Origin of the sequence: Streptomyces sichuanensis (genome assembly GCF_020328095.1) — a bacterium.
Classification (GTDB): Bacteria; Actinomycetota; Actinomycetes; order Streptomycetales; family Streptomycetaceae; genus Streptomyces; species Streptomyces cinnamoneus.
Window position 1 is genome coordinate 1 of the sequence record NZ_JAIXMK010000075.1, and the last position, 23,450, is coordinate 23,450.

General features: G+C 72.6%; 21 protein-coding genes. 6 read left to right on the plus strand and 15 right to left on the minus strand.

The genetic code is table 11. The annotated features are described in order from the left end of the window. From LE181_RS20825 to LE181_RS20850, 6 genes are all read right to left on the minus strand, one after another. Window positions 1-1,463, minus strand: a 1,463-nt coding sequence (locus LE181_RS20825) for a hypothetical protein (protein ID WP_225662834.1), incomplete at its 3' end; no start/stop codon positions are given. 180 nt (window positions 1,464-1,643) lie between these two features. After that, on the minus strand, window positions 1,644-2,345 hold the full coding sequence (locus LE181_RS20830; protein WP_225662835.1) for a demethylmenaquinone methyltransferase: 702 nt from the start codon (window positions 2,343-2,345) through the stop codon (window positions 1,644-1,646). A gap of 372 nt (window positions 2,346-2,717) precedes the next feature. Beyond that, window positions 2,718-3,317, minus strand: a complete 600-nt coding sequence (locus LE181_RS20835) for a Uma2 family endonuclease (RefSeq protein WP_225662836.1) — start codon at window positions 3,315-3,317, stop codon at window positions 2,718-2,720. Between the two features lie 94 nt (window positions 3,318-3,411). Further along, the gene (locus LE181_RS20840) at window positions 3,412-3,984 is read right to left on the minus strand and encodes a hypothetical protein (protein WP_225662837.1); all 573 of its coding nucleotides are present in this window, start codon (window positions 3,982-3,984) and stop codon (window positions 3,412-3,414) included. Between the two features lie 28 nt (window positions 3,985-4,012). Beyond that, the gene (gene mqnC / locus LE181_RS20845) at window positions 4,013-5,209 is read right to left on the minus strand and encodes a cyclic dehypoxanthinyl futalosine synthase (protein ID WP_225662838.1); all 1,197 of its coding nucleotides are present in this window, start codon (window positions 5,207-5,209) and stop codon (window positions 4,013-4,015) included. 114 nt (window positions 5,210-5,323) lie between these two features. Further along, window positions 5,324-7,192: a serine/threonine-protein kinase gene (locus tag LE181_RS20850; RefSeq protein WP_225662839.1), complete on the minus strand. Its 1,869-nt coding sequence runs from the start codon at window positions 7,190-7,192 to the stop codon at window positions 5,324-5,326. Between the two features lie 165 nt (window positions 7,193-7,357). On the opposite strand from LE181_RS20850, the gene LE181_RS20855 reads away from it, so the two are divergent. After that, window positions 7,358-8,605, plus strand: a complete 1,248-nt coding sequence (locus tag LE181_RS20855; protein WP_308103175.1) for an alpha/beta hydrolase — start codon at window positions 7,358-7,360, stop codon at window positions 8,603-8,605. 152 nt (window positions 8,606-8,757) lie between these two features. On the opposite strand, the gene LE181_RS20860 is transcribed toward LE181_RS20855, so the two are convergent. Further along, window positions 8,758-9,648 (minus strand): menaquinone biosynthetic enzyme MqnA/MqnD family protein, encoded by an 891-nt coding sequence (locus LE181_RS20860; RefSeq protein WP_225662840.1) that lies wholly within the window; start codon window positions 9,646-9,648, stop codon window positions 8,758-8,760. Between the two features lie 283 nt (window positions 9,649-9,931). Between LE181_RS20860 and LE181_RS20865 the strand changes: the two genes are divergently transcribed. Further along, window positions 9,932-10,135 carry a cold-shock protein gene (locus tag LE181_RS20865; protein ID WP_003984261.1) on the plus strand — a complete coding sequence of 68 codons (204 nt, stop codon included), beginning with the start codon at window positions 9,932-9,934 and terminating at the stop codon, window positions 10,133-10,135. A 193-nt stretch (window positions 10,136-10,328) separates the two neighbouring features. Here LE181_RS20865 and LE181_RS20870 read toward each other — a convergent pair whose 3' ends face one another. Beyond that, window positions 10,329-12,125 (minus strand): AMP-dependent synthetase/ligase, encoded by a 1,797-nt coding sequence (locus tag LE181_RS20870; RefSeq protein WP_225662841.1) that lies wholly within the window; start codon window positions 12,123-12,125, stop codon window positions 10,329-10,331. A gap of 115 nt (window positions 12,126-12,240) precedes the next feature. Here LE181_RS20870 and LE181_RS20875 point away from each other — a divergent pair, with 115 nt between their 5' ends. Next, window positions 12,241-13,272 (plus strand): AraC family transcriptional regulator, encoded by a 1,032-nt coding sequence (locus tag LE181_RS20875; protein WP_225662842.1) that lies wholly within the window; start codon window positions 12,241-12,243, stop codon window positions 13,270-13,272. A gap of 85 nt (window positions 13,273-13,357) precedes the next feature. Continuing rightward, a complete protein-coding gene (locus LE181_RS20880) occupies window positions 13,358-14,524 on the plus strand; it encodes an alpha/beta fold hydrolase (protein ID WP_225662843.1) in 1,167 nt (388 codons plus the stop codon). 44 nt (window positions 14,525-14,568) lie between these two features. On the opposite strand, the gene LE181_RS20885 is transcribed toward LE181_RS20880, so the two are convergent. From LE181_RS20885 to LE181_RS20910, 6 genes are all read right to left on the minus strand, one after another. After that, window positions 14,569-16,257: an AMP-dependent synthetase/ligase gene (locus LE181_RS20885; protein ID WP_225662844.1), complete on the minus strand. Its 1,689-nt coding sequence runs from the start codon at window positions 16,255-16,257 to the stop codon at window positions 14,569-14,571. Window positions 16,258-16,770: 513 nt separating this feature from the next. After that, window positions 16,771-17,394 (minus strand): TetR/AcrR family transcriptional regulator, encoded by a 624-nt coding sequence (locus tag LE181_RS20890; protein ID WP_225662880.1) that lies wholly within the window; start codon window positions 17,392-17,394, stop codon window positions 16,771-16,773. A 177-nt stretch (window positions 17,395-17,571) separates the two neighbouring features. Continuing rightward, the gene (locus tag LE181_RS20895) at window positions 17,572-18,909 is read right to left on the minus strand and encodes a dicarboxylate/amino acid:cation symporter (RefSeq protein ID WP_225662845.1); all 1,338 of its coding nucleotides are present in this window, start codon (window positions 18,907-18,909) and stop codon (window positions 17,572-17,574) included. A gap of 132 nt (window positions 18,910-19,041) precedes the next feature. Then, the gene (locus LE181_RS20900) at window positions 19,042-19,344 is read right to left on the minus strand and encodes a DUF4229 domain-containing protein (RefSeq protein WP_225662846.1); all 303 of its coding nucleotides are present in this window, start codon (window positions 19,342-19,344) and stop codon (window positions 19,042-19,044) included. Between the two features lie 68 nt (window positions 19,345-19,412). Continuing rightward, the gene (mqnE, locus tag LE181_RS20905; protein WP_225662847.1) at window positions 19,413-20,576 is read right to left on the minus strand and encodes an aminofutalosine synthase MqnE; all 1,164 of its coding nucleotides are present in this window, start codon (window positions 20,574-20,576) and stop codon (window positions 19,413-19,415) included. A 60-nt stretch (window positions 20,577-20,636) separates the two neighbouring features. Beyond that, complete coding sequence (locus LE181_RS20910; RefSeq protein WP_071965543.1) at window positions 20,637-21,092, minus strand: Lrp/AsnC family transcriptional regulator; 456 nt, start codon at window positions 21,090-21,092, stop codon at window positions 20,637-20,639. A gap of 139 nt (window positions 21,093-21,231) precedes the next feature. On the opposite strand from LE181_RS20910, the gene LE181_RS32260 reads away from it, so the two are divergent. Next, on the plus strand, window positions 21,232-21,366 hold the full coding sequence (locus tag LE181_RS32260; RefSeq protein ID WP_263869241.1) for a hypothetical protein: 135 nt from the start codon (window positions 21,232-21,234) through the stop codon (window positions 21,364-21,366). On the opposite strand, the gene LE181_RS20915 is transcribed toward LE181_RS32260, so the two are convergent. After that, the gene (locus tag LE181_RS20915; protein ID WP_225662848.1) at window positions 21,363-22,055 is read right to left on the minus strand and encodes a UbiX family flavin prenyltransferase; all 693 of its coding nucleotides are present in this window, start codon (window positions 22,053-22,055) and stop codon (window positions 21,363-21,365) included. The two genes, LE181_RS32260 and LE181_RS20915, sit on opposite strands and share 4 nt — an antisense overlap. A 102-nt stretch (window positions 22,056-22,157) precedes the next feature. Between LE181_RS20915 and LE181_RS20920 the strand changes: the two genes are divergently transcribed. Continuing rightward, the gene (locus tag LE181_RS20920) at window positions 22,158-23,393 is read left to right on the plus strand and encodes a hypothetical protein (RefSeq protein ID WP_225662849.1); all 1,236 of its coding nucleotides are present in this window, start codon (window positions 22,158-22,160) and stop codon (window positions 23,391-23,393) included. Window positions 23,394-23,450 lie beyond the last annotated feature (57 nt).

The following is a 23,450-nucleotide window of genomic DNA, read 5'->3' on the forward strand; positions in this document are numbered from 1 at the left end:
GGGGCCGGCGGCGCGGCAGCGGCGGGCGCCGAGCCCGCCACCGTCGGCGCAAAAGCCGGCGCAGCCGGCACCGGCATCGGCGGGCGGGGCGGGACAGCCGTGCCGCGGGGGCGGCCCAGGGCCACGGACAGGAGGATCGCTCCTGCCGTCCACAGGAGGCCGAACAGCAGGAGTTCGCCCGCGTTCGTCGCGACCTCGTTCTCCATGCCGCGCGAGCGGTACGAGAACGACGTGCCGCTCGTCATCTCCATGGAGCCACCGGAGACGAACGACAGCAGCCACAGCGTCGCCAGGAAGAACACGCCCGACAGCGCCTGCTCCACCCGGTCCGCCGAGCGGCGCGCGGCCAGTACGGCCAGGATCACCGCGCAGGCGATGCCCACCAGCACGGCGCCTGCCTGGGCCCAGCCGCCCGCCATGTCACCGAGCTCGGACAGGCCCAGGGTGTCGCTCTTGTGCCGGCCCTGCTCGGTGGAGGAGCCCTCCACGCCCGCGCCCCAGGACAGGCCGAGCGCCATGAGGCCGAGGTTGATCAGGAAGGGCAGCGAACCGGCCCACGCCCAGTCGCCCGTCTCGTCGGGGTTGGCGGCGACGGCCACGAACACGATCAGGCCGCACAGCGCGACCGACAGCCCCAGGGCGCGCAGCGCAGTGCCCCACGCCCGTACGGCCACCCGTGCGCCGGCGCCCAGACGCGCGGCCGCCTCCTCGCGGCACAGCACCGCGCCGCTCACCGCGCCCGCCAGCGCGCCCGCGAACAGGGCGGCGAGCACAGGGGTGGTGGAGACGGTCACCATGTCGAGGTCCGGCTGCCCGCAGAGGCCCAGGACCAGCACGACCGCCGCGTTCAGCAGCGCGATCCGCAGCGTGGCCTCCGCACCGCCGCCCGAGCCGCCCGAGCCGGCGGAGCCGGCAGGACGCGCGCGGCGCAGCCGCCCGGCGCCGACGGCCACGGCCCCCGCCCACAGGGCGGTGATGGTCAGCGGCCAGAAGGACAGCGAGCCGCTGCCCCGCACGAGCAGCGACAGCAGGCTGCCACCACTGCGCATCTCCACGTCCAGGCTCGCGCCCAGGCCCTGCAGCAGCAGGGCGATGACGACCTGGAAGCGGTCGGACCAGTGGGTGAGCCCGGCCTCCTCGTAGCCGTCGGGGGACGGCAGCGATATGACGAGCGCGAGGACGAGCAGCAGACCCGTCGGCCAGGCCGCCGCCTTCGCCGAGGCCGTCCAGTCGCCGCCGAAGGCCCGGCGCAGGAACAGCGCCCCGCGTGAGGGCGCTGCGTACGGGGCGTGGCCGGGGGCGTACCCCGGCGGCGGGGCGAACGGCGGTGGCGGAACGGCCGGCGGACCTGACGGCGGTGCGGACGGCATCGCGGGCGCCGCGGGCGCTGCCGCACCGGCACCGCCTGCGGTCGCCGCCGCGGCAGCCCCCTCCGCCTCCGGCCGCTCCTTGCCGCACTTCATGCAGAAGCGCGCCTGAGGCACGAACTCGGAACCACAGGCGGGACAGAACGAGGGCATAGGGCCTCCGGAACTCGGCTTGATCTGGGCTGTGGAAAACCAAGATCGTACCGATGTCCGGGAGCCGGGCCATGACAACAGCGAGACGCGCAATAAGCGCGCCCCGTCCGGGATTTACGGAATTCAGGCGTTAAGCGGCTTGGTGCCCCGGTGCAGCGCGACGACGCCACCGGTCAGATTGCGCCAGGCGACCTTCGACCAGCCGGCCTGCTGCAGCCGTGCGGCGAGCGCGGGCTGGTCGGGCCACTCGCGGACCGACTCGGCGAGGTAGACGTAGGCGTCCGGGTTGCTGCAGACCGTCCGGGCGACCGGCGGCAGGGCGCGCATCAGGTACTCGGTGTAGACCGTGCGGAACGGCTCCCACGTGGGCTGGCTGAACTCGCAGATCACCACGCGCCCGCCCGGCTTGGTCACCCGCAGCAGCTCCCGCAGCGCGGCGTCCGTCTCCTGGACGTTGCGCAGCCCGAAGGAGATGGTGACGGCGTCGAAGACGTCGTCCGCGAAGGGCAGCTTCGTGGCGTCACCGGCGGTCAGCGGCAGCCAGGGGTTGCGCTTCTTGCCCTCGCGCAGCATGCCGAGGGAGAAGTCGCACGGGACGACGTAGGCGCCGTCGGCGACGAAGGGGAGCGAGGACGTGCCGGTGCCGGCGGCGAGGTCGAGGACCTTCTCTCCCGGGCGGGCGGCGACGGCCTGCGCCACGGCCTTGCGCCACAGGCGGGCCTGGCCGAGCGAGATGACGTCGTTGGTCAGGTCGTATTTGGCCGCCACGTCGTCGAACATCGCGGCGACTTCATGCGGCTGCTTGTCCAGGGATGCTCGGGTCACCACCCCATTGTTCACCACGGACCCCACGGCTCCCCTGCGGGGCTTCGGCCGGGGACTGGACGGGGACGGCTCGCCCGGGAAGGACCGGTCGCCCTGCGGTGCCGTGCGGACTGCGCCCGTTCCTGTGGGCCCCCACCCCGAGGACTGCCGGCCCCCTGCCCGTCGCCCCCTCGGCAACACGGCTTACCTGCCGGCAGTGCGCGTCCCTGCGGCCCGTCTGTACGACTGGGCCCTCCACCTCGCACCGCGGAACGACCGGAGCGGCCGTCCCCGCGGTGCTCATCCTGCCGGGTGGGAGGGGCGGGGGCGGCTGCCCTTGATGCCGCTCTGACGTGCGGCGATGAGGTCCTTACGGATCACTGACGGGGCTGGTCAGAGCCTTACGAGGCTCGCCAGGTCGATGTTCACCGGAAACGGGCGGTCCGTCTCCAGCCTCCCGCGGTGGCGGGGGCGTTCACAGGCCGAGACGTACGCGCCCGTGTCGCGATGGAGCCAGTACTCGTGCACCTCGGGGGAACTGTCCTCAAGCCGTTCCACTCGCCAGAAGTTCCGTAGCCGGGCCTCGGCGAACACCGCCGGCTTGAGGAAGCGGTCCAAGGAACGGGATGCCGGCATCATCACGACCTCGACGGCGAGTTTGACGCGCTCCACGGGGACGTACGCGGCGTCCGCCTCCCCCGCATCGACGACAACGACGTCCGGCTTCACCACAAGGTCTTCCTCGATCACGACGGGCACACCCGTGATCGCGCAGCAAGTCCCTTGCCCGGCGGCATCAAGGCGATCACGCAGGTTGCTCCGCACGAGGTTGTGCCACGCGTCGGTCCTCCCACAAGGCTGGACCCAGCCGTTCCAGAGTTCCCAGACGACGGGCAACTCCAGCCCCTTGACCTGTTCGAAGGTCCAGCCGTCTGCCCCAGGGGGGGTCCACACGGTCTCGGCCGTGGCCCGCTTCACCTGTTCTTGCAACACGGCGCGAGTCTGGACGTGGGTACGGATCGCGGTCCCATATACGACGGTAGCGTCACCCGAAGTAATGAACGGGCTCCCGCGCCGCCTTCCCCCCTCAGCGGCGGCGGAACACCAGGCGCCCGTCCAGCACGGTCACCAACGCCCCGCCATCGTCCGCGAACACCGCGAAGTCGGCCGGGCCGGACACCGTCAGCGCCCCGGGTCGCGCCCCCGGCGGCAGCACCCGGATGCCCGAGCGCTCGACGGCCGTCCGCACGGCCGCCCGGGCGAACGGGCCCGACAGGGCCGTCGTCCCCGCCGCCAGCAGCCGCTGGACGCCGCGCCGGGCGCTGTGGCCCCAGCGCGTGTCCGTCATCTCCACCGCCGCCAGCGCCGCCCCGGTCAGGGGCTCCGTGCCGTACTCGGCCGCCTCGCGGGGATCCGGGTGGTACGCGGCCTCCAGGTACGCGGCGGCGTCCGGCTCGTACCGGCCCGGCGTCAGGACGCCGTCCCATTCGCGCACGCGCGCGTGCTCGCCGGCTTCCGCGTGCACCCGCTCGTACGGGCCGATCGCGGTGATGCGGCTGCCGGAGACGGCGACGGCGTAGCCGCCGGGCGCCGACAGGAGCTCGCCGCCCTCGCCGCCCTCCGTCAGGCGGACCGCACGGACGCGGTGGACCGTGGACATCGTCCGTCCGTCCTGTCCGTCCCGGCCGTCAGCTCGCCTCGACGATCGTCAGCTCCGGGTGCGCCGTGCCGCCCTCGATCGCGGTCGACGACAGGTGCGAGACGACGCGGTCGTCGACGGGGTCGTTCGCCGGGTCGTCGTGCACCAGCAGGTGCTCGTACGTCGTCGCCCGCTGCGCCGGGACGCGGCCGGCCTTGCGGATGAGGTCGATGAGCTCCATGCGGTTCGAGCGGTGCCGGGCGCCGGCCGAGGAGACGACGTTCTCCTCCAGCATCACCGAGCCCAGGTCGTCCGCGCCGTAGTGCAGCGAGAGCTGGCCCGCCTCCTTGCCGACCGTCAGCCACGAGCCCTGGATGTGGGCGACGTTGTCGAGGAACAGACGGGCGACGGCGATCATCCGCAGGTACTCGAAGACGGTGGCCTGCGTCCGGCCCTTCAGCACGTTGTTCTGCGGCTGGTAGGTGTACGGGATGAAGGCGCGGAAGCCGCCCGTGCGGTCCTGCACGTCGCGGATCATGCGCAGGTGCTCGATGCGCTCGGCGTTGGTCTCGCCGGTGCCCATCAGCATGGTGGAGGTCGACTCGACGCCCAGGGTGTGGGCGAGCTCCATGATCTCCAGCCAGCGCTCGCCGGACTCCTTCAGCGGCGCGATGGCCTTGCGCGGCCGCGCCGGCAGCAGCTCGGCGCCGGCGCCCGCGAAGGAGTCCAGGCCGGCGGCGTGGATGCGGCGGATGGCCTCCTCCGCCGAGACGCCCGAGATGCGCGACATGTGCTCGACCTCGGAGGCACCGAGGGAGTGGATGACGAGCTGCGGGAACGCCTTCTTGATCGCCGAGAAGTGCTCCTCGTAGTACTCCACGCCGTACTCGGGGTGGTGCCCGCCCTGGAACATGATCTGCGTGCCGCCCAGCTCGACGGTCTCCGCACAGCGGCGCAGGATGTCGTCCAGCGGCCGCGTCCAGACCTTGTCGCTCTTCGGCGGGGCGTAGAAGGCGCAGAACTTGCACGCCGTGACGCACGAGTTCGTGTAGTTGATGTTGCGCTCGATGATGTACGTCGCGATGTGCTCGGTGCCGGCGTAGCGCTTGCGGCGCGCGGCGTCGGCGGCGGCGCCCAGGGCGTGCAGCGGGGCGGACCGGTAGAGGTCGAGCGCCTCCTCCGGGGTGATCCGGCCACCGGCTGCGGCACGGTCGAGGACCAACTGAAGGTCGGCGTTCTCGGTCACCGGGCGTCCCTTCGGAGGGGGTATGCGAATACCGGGCCAGCCTACGCGAGGGCCCTGGGCGGGCCGGAGACCGGGCCGGGGGCGGACGTCCGGGCCGGACGGGGGCGGGGCGGTTCAGCCGCCGGTCCTGGTGAGCGTCGCGGTGGGCCGGCCGCCGGCGGCGTCGTCGGAGGCGTAGGCCAGCCTGCCGCCCGGGGCGAGCGCGTACGTCACGGTCGCCTTCGCACCCGTGCAGAGGGCCTTCTTCTCACCGTCGGTGACCTCTTCCACGGTGATCCTGGTGCTGGTCGCCGAGAGCAGCTTGGCCTTGGCGCGGCACTCCATGACGCCGAGGACCGAATAGCTCGTGCGCACGACGTAGGCGTCCTTGCCGCCGGCGGTGACGGTGCTCGTCATCGTGCCGTTGGCGGTGCCGTCGGACTGGACGACGGAGCCCGTCCAGGTGCCGAGGAACGCCTGCGGGACGGTGGCGCGCGGCTCGCCCGCGTCGGCGCTCGGCTTCGGTGGGGTGGGGTTGCCGGCGGAGGGCAGTGAGGGGGTCGCGGCCGGTTTCCCCGACTCACGCGCGCCGGGCGGCAGCACGTCGAAGACGAACAGGGCCGTCGTGGTGGCGGCCAGGGCGCCCGCGACGGTCAGCACGAGCGTGCAGCCGAAGCGCCGGCCGCGGCGCCCGGCGGGCCCGGCCGTCACGCCGGCGGACAGCGCGATGCGTCTGCCGTCGGGTTCGGTGGCGAGGTGCTCGGCCCCCAAGGGCGCCTGACCGCCCCCGGCGGCCTGCCGCCACCGCCCGGGCAACCGCCCCGACCGCTCCCCCTGCGGAGCAGGCCCGAACCCCGCGACGGCCCCCTGCCCGGGCACCCGTCCCGCGCGCCCCTCCGGCGCCCGGCCGGCTCCGTGCGGCAAAGGCCCGGAACCCGCGTCGGCCCGCGGGCCCCCGACGCCCTCCGGCACCCCACCCGCGCCCTGCGGCACCCCCTCGTCGCCCCCGACGGCGTCCCGGTCCCGCCCGGGCCACTGGCCCGCCCCCTGCGCAGGCCCGGAACCCGGCCCCCGCCCGTCCGGCTGTGCAGGCGGCGGGCCGCTCGCCTCCAGGTCCAGGAGTTCCACTGCCTGCCGGCTGACCCTCTCGACCAGGGGCGCCGGCAGCCAGCCGGAGCGTACGAGGGCGTCCGCGCCCTCCGGCGCGGCGAGGCGGCGGGCCGCCTCCGCCGGGGTCGGGCGGTCCGCCGGGGACTTGGCCAGGCAGGCCGCGGCCAGCTCGCGCAGCGGGCCCGCGAGGCCCGGGCCCAGCACCGGCTCCTCGTGCACGACCTTGTAGAGCAGGGCCGCCGAGCTGTCGCCGCCGAAGGGCGGTTCGCCCGTGGCCGCGTACGTCAGGACCGCACCCAGCGAGAAGACGTCCGCCGCGCCCGTCACGTCACGGCCCAGGATCTGCTCGGGCGCCATGTAGCCGGGCGAGCCGATGGAGACGCCGGTGGAGGTCAGGGACGCGGTGCCGTCCGTGGCCCGGGCGATGCCGAAGTCGATGAGGCGGGGGCCGTCGAGGGCCAGCAGGACGTTCGACGGCTTCACGTCGCGGTGCACCAGCCCCAGGGCGTGCACCGCGGCCAGCGCCTCGGCGAGGCCCGCGCCCAGCGCCCGTACCGTCCGCTCCGGCAGCGGGCCCACCTCGGCGACCGCCTGGGTGAGCGAGGGGCCGGCCACGTAGCCCGTCGCCACCCAGGGCACTCCCGCGCCGGGATCCGCGTCGAGGACGGGCGCGGTCCACGCCCCGCCGACCCGGCGGGCCGATTCGACCTCCCGGCGAAAGCGCGCGCGGAATTGCTCATCGAGGGCGAAATGCGGATGTACGACCTTCACGGCGACGGTGCGGCCGCCGGCGCTCCGTCCCAGGTACACCCGGCCCATGCCGCCCGCACCGAGTCTGCCCAGCAGCCGGTACGCGCCTATGACCTGCGGATCTTCTTCCGACAACGGCTGCATCGGGCCTTTCGCCTCCCCCTTGGAGGGGGCCTTCCGGCCCCGAATTCGAGCCTATGACTCAATTCACGGGGTCTCCCAGGAACCCCGCACCCTGATTTGCCCATCCACTAGGACGGAACAAACCGTCATGTCCTTCGGGGCAGCAGCATCATCCGGAGCGACGCGATGACGCACCAACCCAACGGGGGCTACCAGCCCAACGGGGGATACCGGCAGCAGAGCGGCGGTTACCCGCCGCCTCCGCCCGGCTACCAGCAGCAGTCCGGCGGCGGCTTCGGCGGCCCCGGCGCCTACGGCGACCACGGGGACCAGGGCGACTACCCGCCGAACGGGTCGTACCAGTCCCAGGGCCGGCAGCGCGCCTCGCGCGCCAAGAAGTGGACGATCATCGTGGCGTCCATAGCCGTGCTGGGCCTGATCGCCGGCGGCGTCATGAAGTACTTCGAGTTCGGTCCGTTCTCCACCAAGGGCGACCCGGTCAGCTTCGGCCAGGACAGCAACAAGGGTGGCGGCCAGGCGGGCGGGACGAGCGGCGAGAAGTCCGGCGACTCCAAGACGCTGATGCCGACGGGCCCGGCCGCTCAGTTCAAGAACGCGAACACCCTGGGCGACGGCACGGAGATCGGCGTCGTCACCCTGGACGGCCCGAAGTCCGGCTTCAAGGGCAAGGTCTGGGTCTGGGCCCCCAAGCAGTACAAGGACCCGAAGTACGCGAAGAGCGGCTTCCCGGTCATGATCGCGCTGCCCGGTGGCCCCGGCTACCCGAACAACTACTGGATGGGCACCGACCTCGGCCTCCAGCAGAGCATCAGCAAGTGGTCGCAGGAGGGCAAGAGCCTGCCCTTCATCCTGGCCATGCCGGTGCTCAACCCGGACGACAAGCACTACTACGACGGCAGTGACATCCCCGGCCAGGCCAAGATGGGCACCTGGCTGACGGAGGACGTGCCGGACCTGGTCAAGCAGAACTTCCGCACCCTGAAGTCGCGTGACGGCTGGTGCTTCATGGGCTCCTCCTCCGGCGGCTTCGCGGGCTTCAAGGCCGTGCTGAAGCACCCGGACAAGTTCAAGGCCGTGATCGCCTCCGGCCCGGACATCGTCCCGGACTCCCCCCTGTGGAAGGGGCACGAGCAGGAGATGGCCGAGAACAACCCCGAGGTGCTGGCCAAGCGGCTGATCGACACCAAGGGCCCGGACGTCTACGTCGCCTTCCAGGTGGGCACGGCCGAGCCGCCGATCGTGATGAGCCAGGTCAAGAAGTTCCAGGCGCAGTACGGCAAGGGCCCGGTGCACACGATGCTGCGGGAAATCCCCGGCGGCAAGCACAACGCCAAGACCTACGTGCCGAACATGGGCGAGGGGCTGATCCAGTACATCAGCCAGCACATGGAAGGCCCGACGCCCTCCTCCTGACGCCCGTCTCCTGACGCCCGTCTCCTGACGCCCGTCTCCTGACGTGCCCGACGGCGGGGCCGTCCGCCGGACCCCGGTGGTTCCACGGGAGCCCGGCGCCGCCCTGCCGGACGTCCTCGGACGTACGAAGCCCTGATCCCTCCCCGGAGGGGTCAGGGCTTCAGCAGTTCCACGTGCACGTCGGCGGGGAAGCCCGTCGTGGGGCCGGTGCGGCGGGCGAACTCGGCCACGCCGGCCAGCTGGTCCGGGCCGAAGCGGAAGTCGAGGGTGGTGAAGTAGCGCTCCAGCAGGCCGGCGTCGAACGCCTCCCAGCGGGCCGCCTGCTCGGCGACCTTGGTGACCTCCTGCAGGGACACGTCCCGGGAGGCCAGGAACGCCTCGTGCACCTTGGCCACGATGTGCGGCTCGCGCGCCAGGTAGTCGCGGCGGGCCGCCCACACGGCGAAGACGAACGGCAGGCCCGTCCAGTCCTTCCACATCTGCCCGAGGTCGTGGACCTCCAGGCCGAGCCGGGGCGCCTCGTGCAGCGAGGCCCGCAGGGCGGCGTCCCCGATGAGCACCGCCGCGTCCGCCTCCTGCATCATCGCGCCCAGGTCGGGCGGGCAGGTGTAGTAGTCGGGCGCCACCCCGTAGCGCTCGGCGAGCAGCAGCTGCGCCAGCCGCACCGAGGTGCGCGAGGTGGAGCCGAGCGCGACCCTGGCCCCGTCCAGCCGGTCGAGCGGCACCTGCGAGACGATCACGCACGACATGACGGGGCCGTCGCAGCCCACCGCGATGTCCGGCAGGGCGACGAGGTCGTCGGCGTTGCGGAGGAACTCCACGAGGGTGACGGGGGCGATGTCGAGCTCCCCCCGGATCAGCCGTTCGCTGAGCTTCTCGGGGGTGTCCTTGGTCAGATCCAGATCGAGCAGCGTGCCGGTCCGGGCGAGACCCCAGTAGAGGGGCAGGCAGTTGAGGAACTGGATGTGACCGACGCGGGGACGGGGGCTGAACTGCCGGGCCGCGTCGTCGGCGATCGCTACGTCTGAGGCTGAATTGTCCACATCCGGAGGCTAGCCCCGGTGTCCGGGGGCCGCTGGGCCGGGGTCCTGCCGATTCGAGCCCGACCAGCGATCTTTTCCCGTGGGAAGGGCCGGAAAACCAGCCCTGGGCGTGATCTTCGACTCCTTCCGTGCGAGAACATCGCGTGCTAGGCTCGCCGCAAGTTGCAGTTTGGTTTCCCTTGCAGTACAGAGCCTGCGGAGCATGTGACCCCGCAGGCTTTTGTAGTTTTCAGACTTCTCGCAGGTTCTGGAGCAGGGCAACCCTTTGGCCCAAGGAGGGCTTATGGCTACCGGAACCGTGAAGTGGTTCAACGCTGAAAAGGGCTTTGGCTTCATTGCCCAGGACGGCGGGGGCCCCGACGTCTTCGTCCACTACTCCGCGATCAACGCCTCTGGCTTCCGCTCCCTCGAGGAGAACCAGCAGGTCAACTTCGACGTCACGCAGGGCCCCAAGGGCCCGCAGGCGGAGAACGTCACCCCGGTCTGATCCTCGGATCCCTCCGGTGCGACGCCCAGCCGATCGCGGCTGATGTGCTGTACCCAAGGAGCCCTGCCTTCCGCTTCGGCGGAAGGCAGGGCTCCTGCCTTTTTACCGGACCGCACCCGGCCCGGGCCCTGACCACACCTTTTCCGATTTTCCGGCCGCGAGCACGGGGAAACTGGTTTCACGGCCGAACCATTTACCGTTCTCGTTCGTACAACGCATCGATTTCCGCGGCATAACGTTCGCTGATCGCCGCCCGCCGGACTTTGAGCGTGGGCGTGAGCGTCCCGTTCCCGACGCCGAAGTCCTCGTCCAGGACCGTGAACGCGCGGATGCGGGCCGGCCGGGCCACCTGCTCGTTGGCCGCCTCCACCGCCTCCCGGCACAGCTCCCGCACCGCCGGGTGCCGGGCGAGCCCCGCCTCCCCCGGCTCCACCCCCTCCCGGGCGGCCCACGCCGCGACCTCCTGCGCGTCGAGCGTGAGCAGCGCCACCGGGTACGGGCGCCGGTCGCCGATCATGACGGCCCGGGAGATCCAGCGGGAGTGCTGGAGCGCGAACTCCACCGGCGCCGGGGCGAGGTTCTTGCCGCTCGACGTGATGATCAGGTCCTTCTTGCGGCCGGTGATGCTGAGGTAGCCGTCCGCGTCCAGGGTGCCGACGTCGCCGGTGTGCAGCCAGCCGTCCGCGTCCAGCGCCTCCGCCGTCGCAGCCGGGTTGCCGTGGTAGCCGGCGAAGACGCCCGGCCCCCGCGCGTACACCTCCCCGTCCTCCGCGATCCGCACCTCGCACCCGTCCACCGCCCGCCCCACCGTCCCGTGGCGGACCGCGCCCCGGTGGTTGAGGGTGATCACCCCCGACGACTCGGTCATGCCGTACCCCTCGAAGACCGCGACGCCGCAGGCCCGCAGCAGGTCCAGGGTCTGCGGCGCGATGGGCGCGGCCCCGGTCAGCGCCCATCGCAGCCGGCCCCCGAAGACCGCCCGCACGGGGGCGAACAGGCTCTCCTCCGCCTCCTCCCACGCCGCCCGCAGCGGCCCGGCCGGCTCCTCGCCCCGTGCGCGCAGCTCCGCGACCGCGAGCCCGGTGCGGACGGCGGCGGCCAGCCGGTCCGGGCCGTCCGGGCCCCGCGCCTCGGCACGGGAGACGACCATGGCGTGCACCTTCTCGAAGAGCCGGGGCACCGAGGGCAGATGGGTGGGCCGGACCTCGGCCAGCTCGCCGACGACGTCCTCGACCCGGCCGCCGAAGTAGCACAGCGTGCCGCCGCGGCGCAGCGCGGTGAGCTCGATCAGCATGCCGAGGACGTGGGCGAGCGGCAGGTAGAGGTACGTGGTGTCGCCGGGGCCGCCCTCGGTGAGGTGGGCGGTCGCGTCCTGGTTGGCGACGATGTTGCCGTGCGTGAGGCAGCAGCCCTTGGGCAGACCGGTGGTGCCCGAGGTGTAGATGACGGTGCACAGGTCCTCGGGGCGGCGGGCCGCGGCGCGCCCGAGCAGCTCCTCCAGCGGCACCCCGGCCGGCAGCCGCCCGAGGACGAGCGCCCCGGGGTCGTGGACGGGACCGTCGTCGTCGATGAGCACCACGTGCCGCAGCCCCGGCAGCTTCGGCCGCACCGCCTCCACCCGTACCGCCTGCGCGGCGTTCTCGCAGATGACGACCGAGGCGCCCGAGTCGCCGAGCACCCAGGCCAGTTCGGCCTCGCCGGCCGTCGGGTAGACCGGCACCACGACCGCCCCGGCGGCCAGCACCGCGAAGTGGGCGTACGTCCACTCCGGCCGGGTCTCCGCGAGGATCGCCACCCGGTCGTCCGGGCGCACCCCCAGTGTGATCAGACCGCGCCCGGCGGCCCGTACGGTCTCGCGCAGCCGGTCGTAGCCCGTCTCCACCCAGCCGCGGTCGCCCTCCCGCGCGCGGTGGCGCAGCGCGGGCAGCGCCCCGTACTGGTCAGCGGTCCATTCGGTGAACTCGGCCAAGGTGTCGGGCCGTTGCCGCATCACGCCTCCCCGGGTGAGTCTCCCCCGACGCTACGAAGCCCGTCCGGCCCACCGGGATGACCGGAATCGTCAGCACCGCTGACCCGGGCGCTCAACGGGGGTTACCGTGCAGTCCATGGGCAGCCCGGGGATCACCGTGCACCACCTGCGCGCCGCGCTCGGCGGCGCGCGCCGGCTCGGCCTCGACACCGTGCCCCTGCTGCAGGGCGCGGGCATCCCGCCGCTGCTGCTCGGGGACGACACGGCGCAGGTGACGGCCGAGCAGTTCGCGCGGCTGGTGCGCGGTCTGCACCGGGCCACCGGCGACGAGTTCCTCGGCCTGGGCCCGGTGCCCAGCAGGCCCGGGACGTTCGCCATGATGTGCTGCACGTGCCTGGCCTGCCCCGACCTGGGCGCGGCGCTGGAGCGGGCGGTGCGCTTCTACGGCCTCTTCCCCGGCGGCCCGGACCTCGGGCTCGAACGCAGCGGCGGCGAGGCCGTGTTCGCCTTCCACAACGACCTGCGCGGCCATCCCGAGGGCGCCTTCCTCGCCGAGTGCACGATGACCCTCTGGCACCGGCTGGCGGGCTGGCTGATCGGCCGGCGGATCCCGCTGCGCTGGGCCCGCTTCGCCCATCCCGCCCCGCCGTACGCGGCCGAGTACCCGCTGATGTTCGGCTGCCCGGTGCGGTGCGGGGCGGGGCCCGCCCCCACGGCGGCGGCCGGTTTCGACGCGCGGTGGCTGGCCGCGCCCGTCGTACGCGACGAGGAGGGCCTGGGCGAACTGCTGCGGCAGGCCCCCGCGGGCCTGCTGAGCCGGCGCGAGTACGGCACGACGGTGGCCGAGCAGGTGCGCCACGCCCTGCTGCGCTCGCTGGGCGAGGGCCGGCCGGCCCGGCTGCCGGAGGTGACCCAGCTGGCGGCGCGGCTGGCGGTCAGCCCCGCCACGCTGCGGCGCCGGCTGCAGGAGGAGGGGACCTCCTACCGGCGGCTCAAGGACCAGGTGCGGCGGGACGCGGCGATCACCGGCCTGGCGGAGGGCCGGGAGCCGATCGCCCAGCTCGCGGCCCGGCTGGGCTTCTCCGAGGACACCGCCTTCCACCGGGCGTTCCGCCGCTGGACGGGGACGACGCCGGGGGCGTACCGGCTCCACGGTCAACGAAGCTGAGCTTCCCGGTCAGCACCCGCTTACCCGCAGGTCATTAGCGTCGGCCCGAACTGTTGGAGCACCACGGGACAGTTGGGAGAGCCGCATGCACCTGCGCACCAGAGCCCTCGCCGCGCTCGCCGCGCTGGCCGTCTCGTTCGGCCTGGCGAACGGCACCGCGTCCGCCGCCCGTGCCGCCGGGCAGCCGGCCGGGGCCCCCGGCGACATCGTCACCGCCGCCCCCACCTCCTTCCACCCCCTGCCCGGCCAGCCCACCCGCACCAAGGCGTGGCACATCACCTACCGCTCGACCACCGCCAAGGGCACCCCGAACGTCGTCTCCGGCACCGTCATCGTCCCCCAGGACGGCCGGACGGGCCCGCGCCCGCTGGTCACGTACGCCGTCGGCACCGTCGGCCTCGGCGACGCCTGCGCGCCCTCCGCGGGCTTCCCGTACGGCACGACCCTGGAGGCCAACCTCATCCAGCAGCTGACGCTGCGCGGCTGGGCCGTGGCCGTCACCGACTACGAGGGCCTGGGCACCCCCGGCGAGCACACCTACGCCGTCGGGCCCGCCGAGGGCCACGCCGTCCTCGACGCGGCCCGCGCGGCCCAGCGGCTGCCGCAGGCCGGGCTCGGCCGGACGTCGCCGGTCGGCATCATGGGCTACTCCCAGGGCGGCCAGGCCGGCAGCTGGGCAGCCGAACTCCACGACTCCTACGCCCCCGAACTGGACGTGCGCGGCACCGCCACCGGCGGCGTGCCGGCCGATCTGCTCAGGACGGCGGCCCACAACGACGGCGGCATCGGCGCCGGCTTCCTCCTCATGGCCGCCGCCGGCCACGACGCCGCCCACCCCGAACTCCGCCTCGACACCTACCTCAACGACAAGGGCCGCTCCTACGTCGACTTCATGAAGAAGCACTGCGTGGCGATCAACACCGTCGCCGGTCTCTTCAAGCGCATCTCCGACGTGACGGTCAGCAACCCGCTGAACGCACCGGACTGGCAGCGCGCCCTGCGCGCCTCCACGCTCGGCACCCACGCCCCACGGCACCCCGTGTACCTCTACCACGGGGCGATCGACGAGCTCATCCCCTACGCGGTCGGCAAGCAGCTGCGCGCCGACTGGTGCGCGAAGGGCGCGAACGTCCACTGGAAGTCGCTGCCCCTGGGCGGACACATCCTGGGTGTGATCACCGAGTCGATACCCGCCGCGAACTGGCTGGCGGATCGTTTCGCCGGTGAGCCGGCCTCCGGGAACTGCCGCTAGCCCGGCGCCCCCGGCCCCTGGTGCCCTGCAGGGGCCGGGGGCGCTCAGTCCCCGTACAGGGCGTCGATCTCCGCCGCGAAGTCGGCGGCGACGGCCGCCCTCCGCACCGTCCCCGAGGCCGTCAGGTGACCGTCCTGCTCGGTGAGGCCCGCCGGCAGGACGGCGAACCGCCGGACCGTCCCGGCCCGCGGCACCGCCCGGTTGGCCTCCGCCACCGCGGCCCCCAGCCGGGGCGGCAGCGACGCGTCGACGGGCACGCCGGCGCCCGGCACGATCAGGGCCACCGGGTACGGCCGGCCCTCCCCCACCACCACGCACCGCCCCACCAGCGGGTCCCGTTGCAGCCGCTCCTCCAGCGGTCCCGGCGCGATGCGGGACCCGTCCGCGGTGACGATCTGGTCCTCGCGCCGGCCGGTGACGGTGAGGTAGCCGTCCTCGTCGAGCGACCCCAGGTCGCCGGTGGCCCACCACCGGCCCGCCGGGGCGGGCACCACGGCCTGCTGCACGGCGTCCCAGTAGCCGGCCAGCACGTGCCCGCCGCGCACCTGCACCTCGCCGTCCGGCGCGATGCGCACCGCGGTGCCGGGCAGCGGCCGGCCCACCGTGCCGGCGCGCGCGCCGCGCGGCGGGGTGAGGGCCGCGACGCCGGTGGTCTCGGTCAGCCCGTAGCCCTGGAGGACCTCCACGCCGGCGTCCGCGCAGAGGCCGGCGAGCCGGCCGCCGAGCGGGGCGCCCCCGCCGATGACGTGCCGGACCCGGCCCCCGAGCGCCGCCCGGACGCCCCGTCGGGAGCCGATGCCGGGCACCCTCTCCAGGACGTGCGGGGCGGCCGCCACGAACGTCGGGCCGAAACCGGCCAGACCGGCCGCCAGGTCCTCTCCCCGCAGCGACGGCGCGTGTCCCAGCCGGACGCGCGCCCGCAGGCACCCGACGGCGATCACCCGGCCGAGGATGTGCGCGAGCGGCAGGAAGAGCAACGTGCCGGCCGGCGTCCGGCCCTCCGGTGCGAAGACCGGATGCAGCAGTTCGGTCAGGTTGTCCGCGGCGGCGAAGAAGTTGGCGTGCGTGAGGGCACAGCCCTTGGGCCGGCCGGTGGTGCCCGCGGTGTGGACGATGGTGGCGAGGTCGGCCGGGGTGCGGGCGGCGCGCCGCGCCGTCACCGCCCCGTCCGGCACGCCGCGGCCGGCGGCCGTGAGCAGGCCGACCGCCCCCGCGTCGAGCTGCCACACGTGCGCGAGGGCGGGCAGCGCCGCGCGCTCGGCGCCGATCAGCCGCAGGTGCGCGGCCGTCTCGACGACGCACGCCGTCGCGCCGGACCCGACGACGGCCCACCGGACGCCCGCGGCGGAGGAGGCGGGGTGCACGGGCACGGTGACCAGGCCCGCGGCCCAGGCCGCGAAGTCCAGGAGCGTCCACGCGTAGCGGGTACGGGACATGAGGGCGAGCCGGTCGCCGGGACGCAGGCCGTGCGCGATCAGGCCCTTGGCGACGGCCAGCACCTCGGCTGCGAACCGGGCGGCGCTGACGTCCCGCCACAGCCCGCCGGGCTGCCGGCGCCCGAGGACGACGCACGCGGGGTCGGCCAGGGCGTTGACGAAGGGCAGGTCACCGAGCGAGCCGTCATGGACGGGCGCGGCCAGCGCCGGCACGGACGCCTCGCGCACGACACCGTCGACGACCGTCGTGCGGGGCGGGGCGAGAAGGGGCAGGACTGCACTGCGCGATACGGACATACGCGACTCCCGTCAGCGGCCCGCCACGCTACGCCTACCCGCCCACCCCGACCAGAGGGCCTCCCACCCGCCCCCGGCCCGCCCGGCCCGCACCGACCCGGCCCCCGACCATGGGGGCCGCCCTGCCCGCCCCGGCGGTCTCCACGGCCCGCCGGGACGAGCCCGAGCGGAACCCGCCCGGCCGGGACGCGCCCGACAAGACACCGCGCAGGCCCTGCCCGCCCCGGCCCGCTCCCCAACCCGCAGGAACGCGCCCGGACAAGACGTCCCCGAGCGAACGCGCACGACCCGGGACACGCCCACACGGCACCGCGCAAGCCCCGCCCGCCCCGGCGCTCTCCACGAGCCGCCGGGATACGCCCGGACAGGACACGCCCGAGCGGAACGCGCCGACAAGGCGCCCGGCAAGGGAGGCTGCCCCGGGACAGCCACGCCCCGCGTCCCCGGCAGGCCGCGGCGCAGCCTCGCGGGAGCGGCCGGCACGGCCCGGCGGCGGGCCCGCACCGCAGGCCCTCAGGGGCGGGCGGTCTGGGGCCAGCGGCGGCCGTTCATGAGGCTCTCCAGACCCACCCACACCACGTTCATCAGCATGGCGGCGGTCTCGCTCTCGGAACGGCCGTCGTCCGTGCCGGCGTTGGCCCAGCCCGCGAGCGACTCGGCCGCACCGACCAGGGCGTGGGCCAGACCGGCGGCCTCCCTCGGCGGCACGGCGCAGCCGGCGGCCTCGGCCGTCTCCTCGATCAGCCGGGTGACGAGACCGGCGATCTCCTGCCGCAGCTCCGCGACGACGAGCGCGAACGGCTCCCCGTGCGTGCGGGCCTGGCAGCTGAGGACCGCCCAGCCGGCGGGGTGCTCGGCCGTGTGCGCGAAGAAGGCGAGCAGCCCGTTCCACAGCCGGCGGTCCGCCGGCACGCCCGGCACGATCACCGCCCGCAGCGCGGCTGTCAGCGCGTCGGCCTCACGCCGGATGCACGCGCTGAAGAGGTCTTCCTTCGAATGCAGGTAGAGGTACACCAGCGGCTTGGACGCCCCGGCCAGCTCGGCGATCTCGTCCATGGACGCCGCGTTGTACCCGCGCCGGGCGAACACCTCGACCGCCGCGTCGAGCATCTGCCGCTCCCGCACCTCGCGGGGCATCCGCTTGACCTTGCCGCCGGCGGCCCTGCGTTTGCTCGTGGGCCGCACCGATTCCACAGAACTCACGACATTCATGACAAAAGCCCCTCCTCCCCGTCACGTTACCGGCAGGTAATATCACGGGGAGCAGGGGCGTCAAGGGTGGCGATCAAGCCGCCGGGGGTGGCGATCCGGCCGTCAGGCCGCCGCGGCCTGCGGCTGGAGCTCGGGCTGCGGCTGGGGCTCCAGGTGGGAGCCGTCCGCGGTCTCGTAGGCCGCGCGGTCGAGGATGCCCTCCCGGGCGGCGACGAGGATCGGGACGACCGACTGGCCGGCCACATTGGTCGCGGTGCGGATCATGTCGACGATCGGGTCGATGGCCAGGAGCAGGCCCACACCCGCCATCGGCAGGCCCAGCGTCGACAGCGTCAGCGTGAGCATCACGGTCGCGCCGGTGAGGCCGGCGGTGGCGGCGGAGCCGATGACCGAGACGAACGCGATCAGGACGTAGTCCTTGATCTCCAGCGGCACGTCGAAGACCTGCGCGACGAAGATCGCGGCGATGGCCGGGTAGATCGAGGCGCAGCCGTCCATCTTGGTCGTGGAGCCGAACGGCACCGCGAAGGAGGCGTACTCCTTCGGCACGCCGAGGCGCTCGGTGACCTTCTGCGTCAGCGGCATCGTGCCGACGGAGGAGCGGGAGACGAAGGCCAGCTGGATCGCGGGCCAGGCGCCCTTGAAGAAGCGCAGCGGGTTGACCTTGGCGACGGTGGCGAGCAGCAGCGGGTAGACGACGAACAGCACGATGGCGCAGCCGACGTAGATGTCGGCGGTGAAGGTCGCGTACTTGCTGATCAGGTTCCAGCCGTACTTGTAGACGGCCTTGCCGACCAGGCCGAGGCTGCCCAGCGGGGCCAGGCGGATGACCCACCACAGCACCTTTTGCAGCAGCTCCAGTACGGACTCGCTGAGGGTGAGCAGGGGCTGGGCCTTCTCGCCGACCTGCAGGACGGCGACGCCGGCGACGGCGGCCATGAAGACGATCTGCAGCACGTTCAGCTCGGTGAACGGCGTGATGACGTCGGTCGGGACGATTCCGGTGAGGAAGTCCAGCCACGACCCCTTCTTCTTGGGGTCGCCGCCGTCGGCGGCGGTGAGGCCGGTGCCGGCGCCCGGGTCGGTCAGCAGGCCGATCGTGAGGCCGATGACGACCGCGATCAGCGAGGTCACCATGAACCAGAGCAGGGTGCGGGTGGCCAGCCGGGCGGCGTTGGAGACGTTCCTCAGGTTGGTGATCGACACCAGGATGGCGAAGAAGACCAGCGGCGCGACCACGACCATCAGCAGCTGGACGAAGATGCCGCCGATCTTGTCGAGGGCGGTCTGCAGCCAGCCGATGTCACCGCTCTTGGCGGCCCAGCCGAGCAGGGCGCCCAGCACGAGGCCGAGCAGGATCTGGGCCCAGAAGGGGACGTTGAGGATGCGCGATATGCGCCCGCGCGTGGCGGACGCCGGGTTGGACGGGGGCGTCGACATGCCGACCACGTTAACACCGGCGCTTTGAGGGTCTCAAAGAAGAACTTTGAGGCGCACGATGCCCGAAATGCGCCGACGCCCTGTCGCGAAAGGGGTATTCCGCGACAGGACGTCGAAGTGGTGTGAGAAGGGTTACGCGCCGGGCGCCTGCGCGCCGTCCTCCTGGCCGGCACTGGCGTCGAACCGGGCCTTGGCCCGGTCCACGCGCTCGACGATCTGCTCGGACATGGCGTCGCGCTGCTTGCGCAGCAGGACCCAGCTGAGCGGCGCGGAGAGGACGAGCGCGAGCAGCACCATCCAGACCAGGTTGGAATCACCGACCCCGAGCGGGATGACGTGCGCGTAGCACAGCACCCACACCAGGGCGAAGCAGGCGACGAGCAGGCCGATCCGCAGGGCGGTGTAGCGGAGCGACGCGTACTTCTGGCTACTCACGGACGGGACCTTCTTCTCGACGGCGACCAAGGGGGGTGCATTCAGTACAGCACGACCCGAAGTGGATCTCAGAGGCGCATCGCCTGCGGGGTCTCGCGCAGCGAGGCGTCCGGCCCGGGGTACTCGCGGATGACCTCGTAGCGGGTGTTGCGCTCGACCGGGCGGAAGCCGGCCTCGCGGATCAGCTCCAGCAGGTCGTCACGCGTGAGCTTGTTGGGCGTGCCGTAGTTGTCCGCATCGTGCGTGATCTTGTACTCGACGACCGAGCCGTCCATGTCGTCCGCACCGTGCTGCAGCGCGAGCTGGGCGGTCTGCACGCCGTGCATGACCCAGAAGACCTTCACGTGCGGCACGTTGTCGAACAGCAGCCGGGAGACCGCGAACGTCTTCAGCGCCTCGGCGCCCGTCGCCATCGTCGTCCGCGCCTGCAGCCGGTTGCGGACCTTGCCGTCCTTCATGTCCACGAAGTCGTGCTGGTAGCGCAGCGGGATGAAGACGTGGAAGCCGCCGGTCTCGTCCTGCAGCTCGCGCAGGCGCAGCACGTGGTCCACGCGGTGACGCGGCTCCTCGATGTGCCCGTAGAGCATCGTGCAGGGGCCCTTGAGGCCCTTGGAGTGCGCCAGGCGGTGGATGCGCGACCAGTCCTCCCAGTGGGTGTCGTGGTCGACGATGTGCTGCCGCACCTCCCAGTCGAAGATCTCCGCGCCGCCACCGGTCAGCGACTCAAGACCGGCGTCGATGAGCTCGTCGAGGATCTCGTCGGCGGGCAGCCCCGAGATCTTCTCGAAGTGCTGGATCTCGGTGGCGGTGAACGCCTTCAGGGAGACGTTCGGCAGCGCCTCCTTGAGCGCCTTCAGCGAGCGGGGGTAGTAGCGCCAGGGCAGCGTCGGGTGCAGGCCGTTGACGATGTGCAGCTCGGTGAGGCTCTCGCTCTCCATCGCCTTGGCGAGGCGGACGGCCTCCTCGATGCGCATCGTGTACGCGTCCTTCTCGCCCGGCTTGCGCTGGAACGAGCAGTACGCGCACGACGCCGTGCACACGTTCGTCATGTTGAGGTGACGGTTGACGTTGAAGTGGACGACGTCGCCGTTCTTCTGCGTCCGCACGTGGTGCGCGAGACCGCCCAGCCAGGCCAGGTCGTCGGACTCGTACAGCGCGATGCCGTCCTCGCGGGTGAGCCGCTCCCCGGCGAAGACCTTCTCCTCCAGCTCGCGCTTGAGCCCAGCGTCCATGGGTGTGCGCCCGCCTCTCCTGATGCTCGGGATGACCGCTTCGAGCGTACTCCCCCGCTTTTACGCGTCCTCGGGCAGCTCGCCCACCCGGTTCTCCCACTTGGTGGAGAGCACGATCGTGGTGCGGGTGCGGCTGACGCCCTTGGTGCCGGACAGCCGGCGGATGGTGCGCTCCAGCCCGTCCACGTCGCCGACGCGGACCTTGAGCATGTACGAGTCGTCGCCGGCGATGAACCAGCAGTCCTCGATCTCCTCCAGGTCGCGCAGCCGGCGCGCCACGTCCTCGTGGTCGGCGGCGTCCGAGAGCTGGATGCCGATCAGGGCCGTGACCCCGAGCCCGAGCGACGCGGAGTTGACGGTCGCGCGGTAGCCCGTGATGACGCCGGCCGCCTCCAGACGGTTGATCCGGTCCGTGACGCTCGGCCCCGACAGGCCCACGAGCCTGCCCAGCTCCGCGTACGAGGCCCGGCCGTTCTCCCGCAGGGCCTGGATGAGCTGCCTGTCCACCGCGTCCATTGCCTGGCACCTTTCAATAATCAGCGAACTCGCCGGTTTACGTGTAGAATCTAAGGCATACGAGGTCTCAGACCCCGGAAATCTTTCACCAGATCAGCGAATCAACGACGATCCTTCGATCCTCAGGAGTGAAGCCCCCGTGTACACGATCGAGATGGCCTACGCCCGTATGCGCGAGCTGCAGGACCTGGCCAACCGCTCGCGTGCCCACCAGTCCCCCGAGCCGCGCACCGCCAAGGCGAAGATCCGCCTGCCGCGCGCGAAGAAGCGCTAGCTCTCACCGCGAGCCCCGCTCGCACTCGCACCACCGAGCTCTCCTTCCCAACGGCGGTACAGCCGGTGCGGCACCCCTGCCGCGTCCAGCACCCGCCCGGCGACGAAGTCCACCAGATCCTGGATGTGCGTCGCCCCCGCGTAGAACGCCGGCGAGGCGGGCAGCACCACGGCTCCCGCCTCGTCGAGCGCCACCAGCTGCTTGAGCGTCTGACCGCTGAGCGGCGTCTCCCGCACCGCGACGATCAACGGCCGACGCTCCTTGAGCGTCACGCTCGCCACGCGCTGCAGCAGATCCTTCGACAGGCCGAGCGCCACACCCGCCACGCAGGCCGTGCTCGCCGGCACGACGAGCATCCCCCGCACGGGGTACGAGCCCGACGACGGCCCCGCCGCCAGATCACCCGCCGGCCAGTACCGCACGTCCGAGACGTCGGCCTCGAAGTGCGGCTTCCCGTCCGCGCCCAGCGCCAGCCAGGCGCGCAGGTCCTCCTGCCAGTGCGCGTCCCGGAAGCGGATCCCGGTCTCGTCCAGCAGCGTCAGCCGCGCGGCCCTGCTGACCACCAGGTCCACCGCCTCACCGGCCGCCAGCAGGGCGCGCACCACGGCGGCGGCGTACGGCGTCCCGGACGCACCGGAGACGCCGACGACCCAGGGCCGGCGGGGGGTTCTGTCTTCGTAGGGCTCCACGCCCCGAGCCTATCCGGAGGCTTTCCCCCGCAAGATGTCGCGAAAGCCCTTTGACATGATCGATCGCTTTGCACTTAAGTGACCTTTTGTCAAGGACCGTCAATGGGGGAGCGCATCATTCACACCACCCGTAAAGCTCTTGTCGCCGCCGGCGTCGTGGCGCTCGTCGCCGCGGGTTCCACCGCCTGCGACCCGAGCAACAAGCTGAGCACCGCCGCCAAGGTCAAGCAGGCGTTCGACAAGCTCGGCGAGCAGAAGTCGCTCACCACGGAGATCGGCCTCGACGGCGGCGCCGAGAAGATCTTCGCGGCGATGAAGGACGCGGACGACTTCACCCGCGAGGACGCGGACATGCTCGCCGCGATGCGCCTCACCTACGCCTTCGGCTCCGACAAGCCGCTCAAGGACGCCACGGCCGACGACAAGGGCTTCACCTACGACGTCCGGCTGGCGCGCAAGGACGCCAAGCCGGTGTTCGAGACCCGCCAGGTCGACGGCAAGAGCTACGTGCGCCTGGACCTCAAGGCCGTCGCCGGCTTCGCCGAGCGCCACGGCAAGAAGAAGAGCGGCTCCCGCGGCTCGCAGGCCATGGAGACGCTGCTCAAGCAGGCCGACCAGCTCCCCCCGTCCCTGGCGAGCGTCAAGAACGCGCTCAAGGGCGACTGGATCAGCATCGACCCGGCGTCCTTCGAAGAGTTCGCCAAGTCCATGAACAAGGGCGGCAGCGGCAGCAAGAGCCCCAAGCCGGACCCGGAGACCCAGAAGCGGGCCTACGAGGTCCTGCAGCGCGCGCTGACCGACAACGCCAAGGTCCAGGACGCGGGCAAGAAGGACGGCGTCGAGCACGTCACGGCCACCCTCCCCGCGAAGAAGATAGCCAAGGACTTCGCCGAGGGCCTCAAGCCGCTGAAGGACAAGCTCGGCGACAAGGCGGGCAAGCTCGACAAGCTCACCCGTGACGCCGACAAGGCCCCGGACAAGGACGTCACCCTCGACCTGGCCATCAAGGACGGCATGCTCGCCGGGGTGACCCTCGACCTCGCGCAGCTCGCCGACGAGAAGGACAAGGACAAGCCCAAGGGCCCGCTGCCGGTCAGCATCGGCTTCAAGAAGGGCGGCGGCGACAACCTCAAGGCTCCCTCCGGCGCGCAGGAGCTCAAGCCGCAGGACCTGATGGGCGCGGCCATGTTCGTCATGGGCGCCGGCAAGGCCGGCGGTGCCGGCGGCGACAGCCCGTTCAAGAACGACAGCCCCTTCAAGAGCTCCGACCCGTTCACGAGCGGTGGCGCGGCCAAGAACGACGACCCGTTCGCGGACGACCCGTTCAAGGGCATCTGAGCGGACCCCCGTACGCCGAAGGGCGGCCCCCCTCCCGGGTGGGCCGCCCTTCGGCGT